The 16,332-nt window shown below is 55.0% G+C and carries 12 protein-coding genes; 11 read left to right on the top strand and 1 reads right to left on the bottom strand.

The features are described 5' to 3' along the window. Window positions 1-3: 3 nt before the first annotated feature. The 10 genes from WCK51_05675 (at window position 4) to WCK51_05720 (ending at window position 14,246) form a co-directional block, all read left to right on the top strand. On the top strand, window positions 4-771 hold the full coding sequence (locus WCK51_05675; GenBank protein MEI7576362.1) for an ABC transporter permease: 768 nt from the start codon (window positions 4-6) through the stop codon (window positions 769-771). A 34-nt stretch (window positions 772-805) separates the two neighbouring features. Further along, the gene (locus tag WCK51_05680) at window positions 806-2,170 is read left to right on the top strand and encodes a M20/M25/M40 family metallo-hydrolase (protein ID MEI7576363.1); all 1,365 of its coding nucleotides are present in this window, start codon (window positions 806-808) and stop codon (window positions 2,168-2,170) included. A gap of 90 nt (window positions 2,171-2,260) precedes the next feature. Then, window positions 2,261-4,948 (top strand): phosphoenolpyruvate carboxylase, encoded by a 2,688-nt coding sequence (locus tag WCK51_05685; protein MEI7576364.1) that lies wholly within the window; start codon window positions 2,261-2,263, stop codon window positions 4,946-4,948. 4 nt (window positions 4,949-4,952) lie between these two features. After that, entirely contained in the window at window positions 4,953-5,966 is a 1,014-nt protein-coding gene (locus tag WCK51_05690; protein MEI7576365.1) for an FAD-dependent oxidoreductase, read from the top strand. Continuing rightward, window positions 5,966-7,420 carry a glycosyltransferase family 39 protein gene (locus tag WCK51_05695; protein MEI7576366.1) on the top strand — a complete coding sequence of 485 codons (1,455 nt, stop codon included), beginning with the start codon at window positions 5,966-5,968 and terminating at the stop codon, window positions 7,418-7,420. Before WCK51_05690 ends, WCK51_05695 begins: the two co-directional genes overlap by 1 nt. A 128-nt stretch (window positions 7,421-7,548) precedes the next feature. Beyond that, the gene (locus tag WCK51_05700) at window positions 7,549-9,885 is read left to right on the top strand and encodes a HAMP domain-containing methyl-accepting chemotaxis protein (GenBank protein MEI7576367.1); all 2,337 of its coding nucleotides are present in this window, start codon (window positions 7,549-7,551) and stop codon (window positions 9,883-9,885) included. Between the two features lie 151 nt (window positions 9,886-10,036). Then, on the top strand, window positions 10,037-11,560 hold the full coding sequence (locus WCK51_05705; protein MEI7576368.1) for an alkaline phosphatase: 1,524 nt from the start codon (window positions 10,037-10,039) through the stop codon (window positions 11,558-11,560). Between the two features lie 125 nt (window positions 11,561-11,685). Beyond that, window positions 11,686-12,621 carry a GNAT family N-acetyltransferase gene (locus WCK51_05710; protein MEI7576369.1) on the top strand — a complete coding sequence of 312 codons (936 nt, stop codon included), beginning with the start codon at window positions 11,686-11,688 and terminating at the stop codon, window positions 12,619-12,621. A gap of 103 nt (window positions 12,622-12,724) precedes the next feature. Further along, a complete protein-coding gene (locus WCK51_05715) occupies window positions 12,725-13,435 on the top strand; it encodes a YdcF family protein (protein ID MEI7576370.1) in 711 nt (236 codons plus the stop codon). Window positions 13,436-13,478: 43 nt separating this feature from the next. Then, a complete protein-coding gene (locus tag WCK51_05720; protein MEI7576371.1) occupies window positions 13,479-14,246 on the top strand; it encodes a TatD family hydrolase in 768 nt (255 codons plus the stop codon). Here the strand turns inward: WCK51_05720 and WCK51_05725 are convergent. After that, a complete protein-coding gene (locus WCK51_05725) occupies window positions 14,233-14,436 on the bottom strand; it encodes a hypothetical protein (protein ID MEI7576372.1) in 204 nt (67 codons plus the stop codon). The genes WCK51_05720 and WCK51_05725 overlap by 14 nt on opposite strands. A 24-nt stretch (window positions 14,437-14,460) precedes the next feature. On the opposite strand from WCK51_05725, the gene WCK51_05730 reads away from it, so the two are divergent. Continuing rightward, on the top strand, window positions 14,461-16,218 hold the full coding sequence (locus WCK51_05730) for a hypothetical protein (protein ID MEI7576373.1): 1,758 nt from the start codon (window positions 14,461-14,463) through the stop codon (window positions 16,216-16,218). The last annotated feature ends 114 nt before the right edge of the window (window positions 16,219-16,332 follow it).

Genomic DNA, 16,332 nt, shown 5'->3' on the forward strand with positions numbered 1-16,332 from the left:
GGTATGAACGCACTGCTCAGCCCGATCACCAGGCCAATTGAGCAAGTGCTCATCTTCATCGGCGAGGTTTCGATCCTGATCGCCGATGCCTTCAAGCGACTGTTCGCTGGCCGAATCGAAGCAAAAGAAACGATCAACCAGATGGCGTTCGTAGGAGTGAACTCGGTGCCCATCGTTGCACTCACGGGATTCTTTAGCGGAGCTGTTTTTAGTCTCTATCTCAGCACCTTTCTGAACAGGTACGGTGCGGGCTCTTTTGTCGGAGCAACGGTTGCCCTGTCGATGATCCGTGAGATCGGCCCTGTTCTGGCCGGAATCATGGTCGCCGCCCGCTGCGGCTCAGCGATGGCGGCGCAGATCGGTACCATGCAGGTGACGGAACAGGTGGACGCCCTGCGAATGCTGAGCGTCCACCCCACGAACTATCTGGTGATCCCGCGGATGGTCGCAAGTATCTTCATGCTGCCAATCCTCGCGATGATCTGTATGACCATCGGAATCGGTGGTGGCCTGCTGGTCGCGATGTCCGAGAACATCGCTCCCGGAACCTATCTCACCTCCATCACCCAGTTCGTCAAGCCCGACGATATCCTGAAGGGCCTGATCAAAGCTCCCGTTTTTGGGATCATCATCAGCATCGTCGCCTGCCAACAGGGAATGCGAACCACCAACGGCGCCGTCGGCGTGGGTCGAGCGACGACCAACGCGGTTGTCATCAGCATGGTACTTGTCTACGTCAGCAACTTCCTGATCGCTCAAGTGACGAACTAGCATTCGCCAACCAGTTCCCGGCTAAACTCCACTCATGTTCTTAGCCGCGCTTATCCTTGCTCCCAAAGGCCAACTCGAACCGCAACTTAATCAAATCATCGCCCTCAGCAAGTCGGACAATCGTGTGATGCGGCATCTCTCCGAGCTCTGCTACGGAATCGGCCCCCGTGTTACCGGTTCACCCCAGCTCACGAAAGCCGAGAACTGGGCTTTGGCGAAATTCAAGTCTTTTGGTTACGCAAATGCGCACCTTGAAAAATGGGCTGACATCCCCGTCGGCTTCTCGCGAGGCCCAAACAACTCAGCTCGTATGCTTGAGCCGTTTCAGAGTGAGATTAAGTTCAGTAGCAACTGCTGGATGCCAGGAACCGATGGGCCGCTCAAAGGTCAAGTTGTGATGGCTCCGAACAATATGGAAGAGTTCGAAAGAGTGAGGAGTTCGCTCAAGGGTGCCTGGCTCCTATCCGGGGCGGCGGTTGGGATGCGAGGTGCTCAATCAGCTGCTGAGGATGTTGCCTTACGAAAACGGATTGAGGCAATTGGTATTAGCGGTTTTGTCTACGGGGCAAAAGATGATCATCTCCACGCTCACGGAACTTGGAAAGATAAAGACTTCACTAAAAGACCGACTACTCGAGAACTCACGATCCGGCGAGACGACTGGGATCGCCTGGCACGAAACGTCAGCTTTGGTCGCAAAACCGTCGCCGAGTTCAGCATGGACAACATTTGGCACAAGGGTCCCGTGGCCGTTCACAACGTTGTTGCTGAGCTAAAAGGGACTGAAAAGCCGGATGAGATCGTCGTCATCGGAGGACATCTGGATAGCTGGAACGCCCCAGGTTCTCAGGGCGCAAGTGACAATGGAACCGGTTCGTGTGCAACTCTTGAAGCCGCCCGCCTTCTCATGAAAAGCGGTCTGAAACCCAAGCGCACCATTCGGTTCATTTTGTGGGGTGGCGAGGAGCAAGGTCTGCTCGGCTCAACCGAATACGTGCGTCAGCATGAGAGCGAACTGGGCAAAGTCAGTGCTTGTGTCGTTGATGACGGCGGCTCCAACTACGAGAACGGGTGCTCCGGAATTGCGGCTTGGCAACCATTCTTCCAGCCAGCTTTCGACGCCATGACCGCTGGATTCCCGGATATGCCGATGACGTTCCGGCCAGTCGAAAAGTACAACGCCAGCGGCGGCAGTGACCAGGCTTCGTTCAACGCAAAAGGCATCCCCGCCTTTTTCATGGGCAAATCCGGGAGCCAGAAATATGGCCACATCTGGCACACCCAGTACGATCGCTACGAGGAGGTCGTGCCCAAGTACATGCAGCAAGTGAGCACCAGCATGGCGGTCACTGCATTGGCTCTCGCGAATGCAGAAACGATGCTCCCAAGGCAAAAGTAACCCTGGAATCTCCTCGGGCTTCGCCGATGTCCGAGCTTTGCTCGGACGAGGCGTTAATTTGCGCCATCAAATCTCGGCGATAATAAAGTAGTGGACGCCTTCCTCGGACTGAACCCCCAATCCTTCGGACTATCACCCGAGTTAAGCGCCGATATCCAACTCCTCGATCAGGTCCTTGGCCGAGTCCTGAGGCACCAAGAGGGCGAATGGCTTGTTACGGCGGCGCGAATGCTCGTTGACAATCCAAAGGAAGATTTCGACGCCCTCGTCACTCAAACCCCTGAACTCCAAACGGCAGAAGGGCTTCGTGCCTTTGGAAAGGCCCTAACACTTCTCTTTCAGCTGATCAACTCCGCCGAACAGAAGGAGATTGTCAGAGTTAACCGCGCGCGATCCAAAACCGGTGACCGCCGAGAATCGATCCGTGAAACCGTTAAAAGACTCCATGCAAAGCACGGCTCCGACAAGCTGAAACATGCCGTCAACCAACTCTGGATCGCTCCGACTCTCACCGCCCACCCTACCGAAGCCAAGCGGAAAGTCATCCTCGATAAACTCCGCGACGTTTCCCACCTTCTTGCCCACCGCCAAGGGACCAACGATCTTAATTCCCCCCTAGATGTGGGGAACGACCTCCCTCAAACTCTCGAAAATGTCATCCTCGAGCTCTGGCATACCGATGAAATGCGAAACAAGCGCCTCTCGGTGGATGAAGAGGTTCGGAACGCTCTTTACTTCTTCGATCGCACAATCCTCGACGTTGTCCCCTGGCTCTACCGCGACCTCGAGGATGCCCTTTACGAAACAACGGGCGAGCGCGTCGACGTCCCCGATATCCTCCGCTACCACTCTTGGATCGGAGGTGATCGCGATGGAAATCCTAACGTCACGCCAGACGCCACCATTGACGCCGCCGAAGCTCAACAGCAGCTCATCATCCCACGGCTAATTACAGACCTAGAGAAACTCCGCTGGGAGTTTACGCAGTCGGTCAAGCATACGCCTGGCCTTGACAACCATGAGCTTCAGGCGCAAGTCAAATTCTTCGATCCCCACCTTAACGAATTCGAACGCGAGCGCTACGCTCAGGAGCCATTCGTCCTCCTGCTTTTAGGAGTCATCTCTTACCTAGGGAAACCTGGCGCCTTCTTCTACAACGCCGTTGCCGCCCTCGATTGCATCTCCGAATCCGTTGGCGCAGATCTTCTGTCTGAGCGCAGCCGGCTCAAAGACATCCGCCGGCGAATGAGCGTCTTCGCCGACTACCTCGCCTGCATCGATGTCCGCCAACACAGCAAGGTCCATGCCATCGCAATGGGTGAACTCCTTACCCAAGCGGGCCTTATCGAGGAGCCGGAGGAATACGTCGATGCCCCAGAAGCAACAAAGCAGTCGATACTACTAACAGAACTCCAAAACCCACGACCCCTCATCCGCCAACCCGAGGGTGACTACCTGGAGACTGTTCTGGGCTCGATTCAGGTCATGAGCCAGGAGCCGGGAATGGATACTTATATCACTAGCATGTCCACCTCCGTGAGCGACATGCTCGAGGTGATGCTGTTCCTCAAGGAGGAGGGGCTATGGAGTGAAGAATCCCTCGGAACTCCCCACAACCCCAACATCGTCCCTCTTTTTGAAACCGTCGATGACCTCGAACAAGCCGCTTCACTGCTCAAAGAACTCTTCGCAATTCCTCTCTACAGAAAGTACATCGATGGCATTGGCTACCAAGAAGTCATGCTTGGCTACAGCGATTCCAGCAAGGACGGCGGGTACCTCGCCGCCAACTGGTCACTTCAAAACGGAATGCGCCAAATCGCCCAGGTCAGTGAAGAAACAGGAGTAAAAATCCGCCTCTTCCACGGTCGAGGCGGGACGGTTGGACGAGGCGGCGGACGGGCTTCACAAGCAATATTGAGCCAACCTAAAGGCGCATTCTGTGGACAGATTCGGTTCACTGAGCAAGGGGAAGTGATTAGCTTCCGCTACTCATTACCCGCCATCGCCCACCGGCACCTCGAACAAATTGTCTCTGCTTGTTTAATTGCAACCGTCGAGCCGAACGAAAACGACTACGACAGCAAGTACGAAGACGTGATGTCGAAGCTCAGTGAAGACAGCCGCCACGCCTATCGCAAGCTCGTCTACGATACTCCCGGCTTCTGGGAGTTTTACACAGAAGCAACTCCGATCGACCATATCTTGCTGCTTCCGATCGCCTCACGTCCGGTCTATCGCCCGGGTGCCGCCGCTGAAGGGGTTGAGGGTCTAAGAGCAATTCCTTGGAACTTCGCTTGGGTCCAGAGCCGAGCCTTGCTGGTGGGTTGGTACGGCTTTGGGTCTGCTTTGCAAGAACTGCTAGCAAGACCCAACGGCAAAGAGCAACTTCAAGAAATGTACACAGAGTGGCCGTTCTTCCGGACCGTTGTCGACAATGCCCAACTCGAACTCGTCCGCGCCGACATCCCCACTGCTGCGCTCTATGCGAAACGAGCCGAGGACCAATCCTTCTGGCAAGCGATCGAGCAAGAATACGCCAGAACCAAACACGGACTGCTGGCGATTACTGGCGAAGCGGAACTTCTAGAAAACAGCAAAGTCATCCGCCAAACCGTCGCCTTCCGCAACCCGATGACGCTCCCAATCAACAAACTTCAAATCCACCTGATGAACCGCTGGGAGAGCCTATCGGAGCAAGAAAAAGAAGGCACTTGGCGAGAAGCAATGCTCCAAAGCATTGCAGGAATCGCGGCTGCAATGCAAAGCACGGGCTAGCCAAATGAATATTGCCATCGTCGGAGCAGGAATCATGGGTGTAAGCACGACCTATGCATGCGCCAAGCGGGGGCACGAAGTCACCATCTTCGACCAATACAAACCCGGCCACACAAACGGAAGTTCCCACGGCAACAGTCGAATCGTCCGCAAGGCCTACCCCGATCCCTTCTACACCGAGATCATGCAAGAAGGCTATCGCCTCTGGCAAGAACTCCAATCCCAAGCAACCGAGCAAATCCTCTTCGAAACCGGCCTGGTCTACTTCGGGAAACGCAAAAGCCAAGAACTCCAACAAGTAACAGAATCCCTCCGCGCCAACGGAGTTGACCAGTCAATCTTCAACTGGCCCGACTTTGCCGATCTCTCCATCCAAGAAGACGAAATCGGTTACGTCACCAAAGAAGCCGGGTGGGTCCATGCCAGTCGAGCGGTTAAAACTCTCCTAGATCTTAGCGAGGCGAAGCAAGTTCAACAACAGATCAGCGACCCGCGAGAATTAGCTACCGACTTCGATAGAGTCATTGTCTGTGCCGGAGCCTGGGCAAAACTACTCTTCGACCTCCCCGTCACCGTCACTCGCCAAACTTTCGCTTACGTCCAAACCCACGAACCGATGGAAGGCATGGTCTGGATCGACGACACCTATCCAATGCTGTACGGCTTCCCCTCCGAACCTGGCAGAAGCGCAATCAAAATCGGAGTGCATAACCTCGGCGACGAAACCGATCCAAACGAACTCGGCCAACCAAACCTAGACCACCTCGAGATGATCCGCACCGCCGCGACAAAAAGATTCGGCATCCAAAACCCTATCCTGCAAGATCCAACCACTTGTCTCTACACCCGAACCGCCGACGAAGACTTCCTCTTGGGCGAAGCCGCCAACAACGTCTTTTGGGTATCCCCTTGCTCCGGGCACGGATTCAAATTCGGACCTTGGATCGGTGAACGGCTTGCCGACTTAGCCGAAGGCAAAATGCACCCGCGCGACATCCCAAGGTTTAATCTAAGTTGATGAAACGCCCGAGCCCGCCGTATCCGATGTGGTTCGCGTACTTGTTTGCCATTCTTCCTCTGGTCACCTGGTGGGCAAGCGGCCTCTTCGACCTCGATGAAGGCTTCTACGGAGCCGTTACGGCCGAGATGCTCCGGCGCGGAGACTTCATCACGCCATACTACAACGGTCAGCCGTGGTTCGAAAAGCCGATCCTGCTTTACTGGCTCGCCGCGCCGTTCATCAAGATTTTTGGAATCTGGATTGGTCCGAGAATTCCCTCCGTCTTCTGTACCATCGCGCTCTACGTCCTCTGCGGCAAGTTTGCCAAACGGCACGCGGGCGCGTGGCAGGCGCGCCATGTCGTCTACTGTCTGGGCACCAGCCTGTTGGTTCTCGCCCTAGGACGGCTCATGATGACCGACGCCGCGCTGAACCTGGCGATGACCGGGGCATTCCTGAGTTTCTACACTTCGCTAAGAGAGGATGGCGACGAATCGACTTCCGAAGCGAAAAGCGAAGAGCGAAAAGCGAACGTCGAGCGCATCCAGATCGGACTCTGGCTCGGAATCGCCATCCTCGCCAAAGGCCCCGTCGCTCTCCTCCTGTTCACTCCGATTGCGGTCCTAACATACTGGCTCAATCCCACCCTTCGCCCTGGATTTAGAGGCGGCTGGTTCGCCGCCACGGCGACTCTTCTCGCAACCGTCTCCAGCTGGTACATTCCTTGTTACCTCGTCAACCGAGAAGCCTTCATCCAGAAATTCCTCATCGAGCAGAACCTCAACCGCTTCACCGGTGGCGACGCAGCCCACTCCCTGGGACTGAAAGGACTCCCGTTCTATATTCCCGTTTTGCTCATAGCAGTCATCCCATGGGGGTTCACCGAAGCAAAGCGGATCTGGCAAAGCAAAGCCGCCACCCCTCTGAACCGCTACCTGTTCACTTGGGCGGCAACCATCTTCATCTTTTTCACCATTTCCAGCGCGAAGCTCCCCCATTACATCCTCCCGGTCATTGCCCCGCTCGCTCTGCTTGCCGCTAATTCAATCGCCACAAAGGAAAAGACAAACGCTCGCAATCCCCAAGTCGTTCTTGGCATGGGAGTTCTTCTGCTTTTCGTGATTAGCGGGCTTCAAACATCCTGGTACGTCAAATCGGGACAAGCTGAAGCTCATACAATCGCTCTTCGTCACCCGGAAATCAATACTGTGTTTCGCCTTGGACGACAAGAAAAGGACATGGGAACCGGAACCACGGATTTGCAGCAGACCTCGCTGCCGTCGTTGATTATGGTTCTCAATAAATCAATCCAAGAAGTCGACGATCATGAACAAGTCAAACCCGGAAGTGTTGTCTTCACGCGCAACGGAAGGGTGAGTCTTGACTGGGGTTGGACTCTCGTAGAAAGTGGCAGAAACTTCGAGGTGTACAGAACCCCTCCACGGTCACCGCGCATTCACAATGAGCTTTGATTGCACGATCTGACTACCATTCATCAGAAAACAGCTCGGAAACTGCGCAGTTTGACGCAAAAAGCCTAACATTGCGCGGTTACCGTACCGATACAAATACGTGGACGCTAACTGTCCGCGGGAATAGAATGTTCAAGGTACTGCTTAATCCGGCTGTCAAACTGCTCAATCGCCTCCGCTATGGAGCAAAGTTTGCCCTCATCACCGTCCTCTTTGGCGCACCGCTGTTCTACGTCGTCAAAGCCTTTGTCACTGAAATGAACAACCAAATCAAGTTCAGTTCAGACGAGGTTGTAGGAACAGAGTATGCCAAGCCGATCCAGTCGGCTATCTTCAATTTCGCTCACTACCGTGGCGAAGTAGTTAAAGGTGATACAACCAAGGCGGCTCAGTATGCCGAGGCAATCGAAAAAGACTTTTCGGCATTCGCCGCAACTCAAACCAAGTATGCCGACCAGCTCAAAACCGCAGATCTTCTCAAGACCGCCCAGACTGAATGGGAAACCTTGAAGGGCAAATCGGCCAAGCTGAGTTCCGACCCCGTAGGCACTTCCCAAGGGTTTACCAATGCGCTCCTTGCGGTCAATACGGCGGTGACCAACAATTCGAACCTGATCCTTGACCCAGATATTGATAGCTTCTACACTATGGACCCGGTTATGGTCCAGATTCCGCAAACCGTTCTGCGCATCGCCGACATCCGTGGCACATCTTGGAATGTTCTGCGTAACAAAGCTCTTTCCGAACAAACGAAGATCGACCTTGTCGTCATGTCGGGCCAACTCGATGGGTTTAATGGAGTGATTTCTGGTGACAAGGACACCGCCGTGGGTTACAACAAAGATCTGGAGCAGGGCTACAACGAAGGACATAAAGCATATGCGGACAGCGTCGCCAAATTTCGGGAGGCGGTCGAAAGCACGTTCATCAAAGGTTTCAGCGGTGCGGCGAACGCCAACTACTGGACCGTGGCAAGCTCCCCAATTGAACATCTTCAGTCGTATCATATCGGGCAGGCGAAGAGCCTTAGAGCTCTTCTCGACGCTCGGGTCGGACGACTCGCTGATCGCAAGAGCACCGCTCTCACCGTTGTTAGCGTGTTCTTGCTCCTCGCGATCTACACGTTTGCCGCCTTCTATCGAGCAACGGTCCTGAGCCTCGGAAACCTCAAGCGGGCGACTGGGAAGCTCGCAGAAGGAGATCTCGAATTCGAACTGAAGCAAGATACCCGCGATGAAATTGGGGAGCTCTATCCAGAACTTCAGCGTGTCATTGAGGGTCAAAAGGACATGGCCGCGGTTGCTTCTCTCATTGCCGATGGAACACTCACGAAAGAGATTTCTATCCGAAGTTCCAACGATACTCTTGGAAAGTCGCTGAACAATATGCAACAGAACCTCAGAGCGATCGTTATCGAGATGCAAGGCAGTGCCAAGAACCTCGACGAAACGAGCTCGGAGCTTAGAAGCTCTTGCGAGATCCTCGGCGATTCCGCCCAAACCGTCAGCACAGCCATCCACGACGTCGCCGAAGCATCTGACCAAACTCAGCACGCGACCTACGATATCGCAACGACCTGTGAAACTCAGGCTAATTCGACGACCCAGGCGAGCTCGGCCATGTACGAATTGCAGTCGTCCATCGGTCAGGTTGAAGCTTCAGTAAGCGATCAAATCCAGATCGTTCAAGAGACTCAAGAAAAGGCTAAAGAAAACTCTGAAGCGATCAACGCGGCTCTGAAAACTGTTGAGAAGATTCGAGACGAAGTTCTGACAACGTCCGAGCGGGTCAAGTCACTTGGCGCGACAAGCGAGCGAATTGGCTCGATCGTCGATACGATTGATAACATCGCCTCGCAGACAAACCTCTTGGCTCTCAACGCTGCCATCGAGGCCGCCAGAGCTGGTGAGCACGGACGCGGATTCGCGGTTGTTGCCGACGAAGTCCGCAAACTAGCTGAGCAGTCGAGCCACGCAACCGAAGAGATTGCCAAGCTCATTGGCGAAGTGAAATCTGACGTTGACCTGACGCTCGAAGCAATGAACCGGTCGAACAAGGAAGTCGAAAACTCGACCGCCGCGGCCCAAACCGCCGCCGTGGCGATGGAAGCCCTCACCGGCTCCATCGCGGGAATCACCGAAAGCACCGACAGTCTTGCTACCAGCGCTCAGGCGATGCTTCGCGAGACGCATCGACTTAGCGAAATTGTGGAGACCATCGCGACTGGTTCTGAGCAAACTGCCGCAGCCGCCGAGGAACTCTCCGCGACCGCCGCCGAAGTTGCGAACACGGCTCACCGGGTCAGCAGCGAAGTCGAGAACCAGGGCCACGCGATCAGTTCGATCGAACTGACTTCTTCTGATCTTGCGACCATGGCTCTTCAACTCAGGGCACTCAGCGACCACTTCACGGTCGAAGAGCCAACCTTGCGAGTGGTCAACGAGGAGTATCAGCAGGCGGCTTAACAGAAAGAAAGGGTTAGAAGTCAGGAAGGGACTCACTGGGATCGCGGGCGTCTCGCCCGCCGCACCGAGCGCAGCGAGGCTGCAAATCGCGACAATGGACCAAGAACTTCTAACCCTCTCTTAACATTCAACCAGTTAAACTAGGGAGACGATGTCCGTCTCTCGCCGCTCTCTTCTTACTCTCGGAGCCGCTGGGCTTGCCAGCATCCCTCTTGCCCGAATCGAAGGGTTCGAACCCCAAAAGTGGAAAGGGAAGCGACCAAAGAACATCATCTTCTGTGTCGCCGACGGCATGGCCCTCCAGGTCGTGACGATGGCTAACCACTTCCAGCAAATGACGGAAGGGAAGCACTCGTACTGGACTGAGCTCATGGAGCGACCAGATGTTGCGACCGGACTGCAGGACACCCGGTCACTTAGCTCCATCGTCACTGATTCCGCCGCTGCTGCCGGCTCTTGGGGATCAGGACGGCGCCAGTGGAACGGGCAGATTAACGTTTTTCCTGACGGCACCAAGTTGAGAACAATCTACAATGTTGCTCAGGAAGCAGGTGTCAAAACGGGTCTCGTGACGACGACCACAATGACCCACGCAACCCCTTCCGGATTCTCAGTTGTGATCGACAATCGAGACCGAGAAGCGGACATCGCAGTTCAGCACCTCACGAACAACGTCGATGTTCTCCTCGGCGGCGGAGACAAGTTCTTTAGCGGCGAAAAACGCAAAGATAAGCGGGACCTCTACAAAGAGTTCGCCACGAAGGGCTACTCTGTGGTCAAGGACCGAAGCTCGCTGCTTGGACTTAAGTCTGGCAAAATTCTTGGCATCTTCAGCGATAGCCACGTCCCATTCTCGGTGGATCGCATGAATGATGCATCGATCCAGACTTCGGTGCCAACGCTTGCCGAAATGGCCAAGACCGCAATCGATAACCTCAAAGGCGGAAAAAACGGATTCATTCTCCAGATTGAAGGCGGAAAGGTCGACCACGCTGGTCACGCCAACGACATCGCTGGGCAAATCCACGATCAAATCGCCTTTGAAGATGCCGTTCGCGCCGCAATCGAATTCGCCGAGAAAGACGGTGAAACCCTTGTCATTATCACTAGCGACCACGCGACCGGCGGTCCATCGCTCAATGGAGCCGGGAATGAGTACGGCGACTCAACAAAAGGCTTCGCTTCTATTGCCGGAATCAAGTCATCCTTTGGCCCAATTTTCGATGCCATCGGCAAGAAGCCAACCGCGTCAATGGTTCAAGACGTGATTCGCGAAAAGACCACCTATGGACTGAAAGAATCAGAAGCTCAAGCCATCGCGGATACCATCCAAGGCAAGTCGCCATTTGGCCTCCTCGAACTCCAAAAGGGTCCCCAATCCGTCCTCGCCTTGGTCCTCCAAAACTACCATAAGGTTGGTTACACCAGCCTTAACCATACAAGCGACCACGTTCTCGTCTCTGCTTTCGGTCCGGGCAGTCACTACTGTCACGGGATGACGAACAACTTCGAGTTCTTCGACCTGATGCTCGCCGCCAAGGGCCTGAAGCACGAGAATCCGCCCCAGATGAGCTACGAAGAAGCCGCTAAGCATATGGAGAAGAACAAGGACACCGTCTTCGCTGAACTTGAAGAGTGGGAAACGTCAAGCGACTGCTCTTGCCACAACCACTAAGTCCAGAATCTTGAGATAAACTATCAGAACTCCATTGGAGGAGGTGCGCAAATGTTGATCCCATCTGACCGAAACCAGCTGCGTACCTCCGCGCCTTACTAGGCCCCAGCCCAAAAAGCACACATATGGAATTCAGACAATTAACGTCTGACCAAGACTGGTCAGACGCAGCAAATATTCGTAATCGATTCTTCTGGAACAGTCCCTTGACGCCAGAAGAACTCAAGTCATTCTTCGAGATGAACGTTCGGCAAGGGCGTCCGGAGCGACGAGAACTGATGCTTGTCGACGGTGAGGTTCGAGCCTTTGGCGGAGCCAGCCTCAATGCGAGCGCCGAAGGCACAACCGACTTCTGGCTACGTCTAGCCGTCGATCCGAGCGCGCCACATTATGTCGAATCATTCGACCGAATGTTACAACGAAGCACCCAAGTCGCGATCGAACTTGGAGCAAAAACCGTACGCTTCGAAACCAGGAGCGACTATCCCTGGACACTCGACGTTCTGAAGGAAGCCGGCTTCGAGTTCTCGATGCGCCTTCCGATGTCCGCTCTCGCGGTTCAGCGCGTGGATTACGTTCCTCCGTTGTTGCCCAACGGACACGAAATCATCAATATCGTCGACTACGAACATCGGTTTCCTAATACGTGGGAGCACGATCTCTGGCGACTAGAAATGGACATCGCAGCCGATCTTCCCTTGCCCTTCCCGTTCGAGGAATCGCCCTTCGAGGACTACCGTGAGGAGTTGAGTGATCCCCTTCTGAGTCGGGAGTCTCAGTTTGTTTATTTGGTTAACAATGAGCTAGCGGGAACTACTCAACTGCATCCATGCCCCGCCGACCCGAGGTATGCAGTCAACGGCTTGACCGGCACCCGCCGGACATTCCGACGGCAACGAGTCGCTATGAACCTCAAAAAGACGTCAGCGTTGTGGGCTAAACAAAATGGCATCGAACTGATCTTTACGGACAACGAAGAGAACAACCCGATGTACCAGCTCAACCTCCAACTCGGGTTCGAACACCGCTTCGACAACCTGGTTTACAGCAAGCAAATTTAGTGCTGATTCCCAAAGCCCCTCTACTTCCCAGGAAGGAGAGGGGGCTGGAGGTGAGGCAGGCTCCAGCAGAAACCTTTCGGTCTCAGGGTTTACTCTTTACTCAGTGCTTCTGGAACCTCAAACCGTCGACGATCTCAACCTGCTCGCCCGGTTCCTTGCCGCGCCAGAACCTCTCCCAGAAAGAGCTGATCTGATCGTCGTTTTGGGTTCTGCACTCCCTATCAATGCAACTTACGGGGCTCAACTGTTTCACCAAGGCGTCGCCCAACTTTTACTCATCTCCGGCGGAATCGGACACTCCACCCCTTCCCTCTGGGCGAACCTTGAAGAAGAAGGAATCGAAGGCGAAGACCGCGCCGAGGCCGACATTTTTCAAGACCTCCTGGTCAGCCGGTACCAGGTCCCTTCCGAGAAGATTTTGGTCGAGTCGGTCTCGACCAACTGTGGCTCCAACGCGATTCAGTCCAAGCGGTTGCTCGACCAAGTCGATCTCCATCCCCAATCTCTTGTCCTGATACAAGATCCCACAATGCAACTCCGCTCTAAGGCCTCCTTCCAAAAATCTTTCCCCGAAGCCGAGATATTCAACGCCCCACCCTTCGTCCCTGCGGTCACGCCGAGCGGACTTGAAAACGAAGGCTGGTCTTTCGACCGCTTCCTCGAACTCGTCCTAGGCGAAATCCCCCGTTTAGCGGCGTATGGCCCCAAAGGGCAAGGCTTCATTGCCGAAGTAGACGTCCCCGAAAATGTCCGAGCCACTTGGATCCGCCTCTCCAATAGCTTCCCCGAACATATCCGAGGTGTTGCTCAGTGAAAAGCGACAAACGACCCACGAATCACGAAAAGCGAACCACCAAATGCTAATCGACACCCACTGCCACATCCACAATCCCGAGAGCTTCGATGACCCCGACGCGGAAGTCCTTGCGGCCAAAGAAGCCGGAGTCGAGCGGATCATCGTCGTGGGAACCGAGCCCGCTGACTGGACACAAGCCATCGCCTTTGCCGAAAAACACGCGGAAGTCTTCGCGATCTGTGGTTGGCACCCCAACTACACGGCCACGTACGATCCCATCGATATGCCCCTTCTGGTCAAAGCCCTCAAGCACCCCAAAGTGCTTGCTCTCGGCGAAATCGGTCTGGACTACCACTGGGACTACGCCCCTGTCTCCATCCAGCACAAAGCCCTCCGGGACCAGCTCAAACTCGCCGAGGAAATGAACAAGCCAGTGGTGTTCCACGCCCGCGAGGCATACTCCGACCTTCTCGACGTCCTCGAAAAACTCCCCCGCCGCCCCTATCTCTTCCACTGCTTCGCGGGAACGAAGGAGGACGCAAGACGTGCCCTTCGACTTGGAGCCTGGTTCGGTTGCGACGGCCCGATCACCTACAAAAAGGCCGACGAACTTCGCGAGGTCTTCAAATTCATTCCACCCCACAAGATCGTGCTGGAAACCGACGCTCCGTACATGGCACCCGTGCCTCATCGCGGGAAAACAAACCGAAGTGCCTACATCCCGATCCTCAACAAGACCCTGGCCGAGCTCCACGACATGACCCAGGAGGAGATGGCGGCTCAAACGACCCAGAATGCCCTCGACTTCTTTGGGTCTACTCTGGCTTGATTCCGCGAATATCTCGAAACTTCTTACCGTTCTCCGAGAGATTTCCTTCTACAGAGGTCTTCTTCTCTGCTGGCTTACCAATATTCGGCCCGATCAGGACGTATCCTATGAGGGCGGCGCAAAGAGGCACTACTAGCCACTTGACAGTCCCGATAACCGCTTTTCCGAGAGGAGTGAGTACAACCGCCACTACCTATCAGTTTAACCGAAAACCATGCCAGTCCAAGTCTACGAAGATTCCCTTGAGTTACTTATCGACGTGCTAACAGAGGACGGGTTCACGAATGCTTCCTGGCCCCTGCCGCAACTCAAATCCCACGAGCCAAAGGTGGCTCGAGTTGTTCGAACCGTCATCCTTGAAAACGAGTATCTAAAGTTGACGATCGTGCCCGAACTAGGCGGGCGACTCTGGGAGGTTTCCGACAAGCGAAGCATCGGTTCTGCCTTCGGGGGCGGAACTGAGGTGTTCCTTAATAACTCAGCCTCGGCCGGGGTCGAGTATCGTCGAGGACTTCTTGTCTCCTCTGGAGTTGCACATCACTCCAGATCGCTCGCACGGGCCGACTTTCTTGTCGACAATCCCGATGCAGAGGACTCCAGTCCTTCCGTAATCATCACTCAACCGGGATCATCCTCAATCAAGACTCGTTATAGCCTCTCTCCCGGCGATGCTCGCGTGCGAGTAGAGGTCACCGTTCACAACCGCACCCGAGAATCTATTCCCTACGAATCAAACACGGTCTGGATTGAAAATGAGCACTATAACGTCGTCTACAACCCCGACTCAATCTTCGCGGGAACGTTCTGCCTGAACTTCGAACCCGGCACTTTCGAGAAGCCCAATGCTGGAGTTTGGAAAGAAGATTTACAATTGTGGCGCCGTGTCCCAGGAGCAACGCTTGGCCCAGGCCAAGCCGACTCCTACAGCTTCTATCTCACTCCGGTGAAAGGTATCAACACCGTTAGCAGTTGTAATGAATTTGGCGTCGGTCACCTGCATGTTCCGGCGAAGCCAGTCGACGAGAATTCAAAAGAACCTCCCAATCGCCCCGCGTTCTTCTTCCGAGCATCCAGAATCATCCTCGGCGCAAAGCTCCTCATCCAGAACGACTCCGGAGCAACCTTCGAGATGCCCGTCGATCTCTACCCAGAGAAGGTCCACTATAGTGATCTGACAAGCATTCCTTGGAAAGTCGTCGCCGCGGAGTTAAGGGATTCGAACGGGGCTACTATTGCCAGTGTGCTTCCGCCGAAGGAGTTCTTCGAGCCCGAATACGAGCCGTTCCCCACCCCGCAGCTAACACTTTTAAGGGTCAAACAACTTTCCGACGCCCAACTCCTCAACCTCACCTCCGACTTCACCCTCCGAGTCCCCGCCTATCTCGAACTCGCCGCCCGCGCCACCGAGCGCGGCGATTACCAGCGCGCCGACACCTGCTACGAGCATGCCCTGCTCTTCAACGGCGACGACCCACTCGCCTGGTGGGCAAAGTCCGTCAATCGACGAATCGGAAACCTCGACGACGAAAACGCCGAGCGCACCGAGCTGCTCAACGCCCACTACCTCTCCCCGCTCGAACCTTGCCTCCGCGCTGAGGCGTTTCTTGCCCAGCCCCGCAACCACGGAAAAGACCCCTCACCACTCCTTGCCAGCTTCAACGACGTCCCCGAAAACTTCGTCGAAGTCGCCTGCCAGCTCATCCAAGCCCGCTTCTTCGAAGAAGCCGCCTACTTCATCGACGAAGCTCTCCGCCACCAAAACCTCGGCATGCTCCACTACCTCCACGCACACCTCCTAAGCCGAAAAGGCGGAATGGAAATGGAAGTCGCCAGCCGAGTCCAAATGGGAACCAAAGCCAAATTCCCACCCATGCCCTACCGCGACCTAGAACGCGAAATCCTCTCGAAGCTGGCCGAAACCCACAAACTTCCTGAGCCCATCATGGACTGGCTTAGCGACAAACTTCCTTGAGCAAAACTCCCCTGAATTAGGGAGTTTGAAAACACAAACCCCCGCTCGTCGGGGGTCGGTGAGCAAAGGCGAACCGGGGGCAGTGGTAATTGTTGAAGCCTTTGGCATCTGCAG

This window comes from Armatimonadota bacterium, from assembly GCA_037138755.1.
Taxonomy (GTDB): domain Bacteria; phylum Armatimonadota; class Fimbriimonadia; order Fimbriimonadales; family Fimbriimonadaceae; genus Fimbriimonas.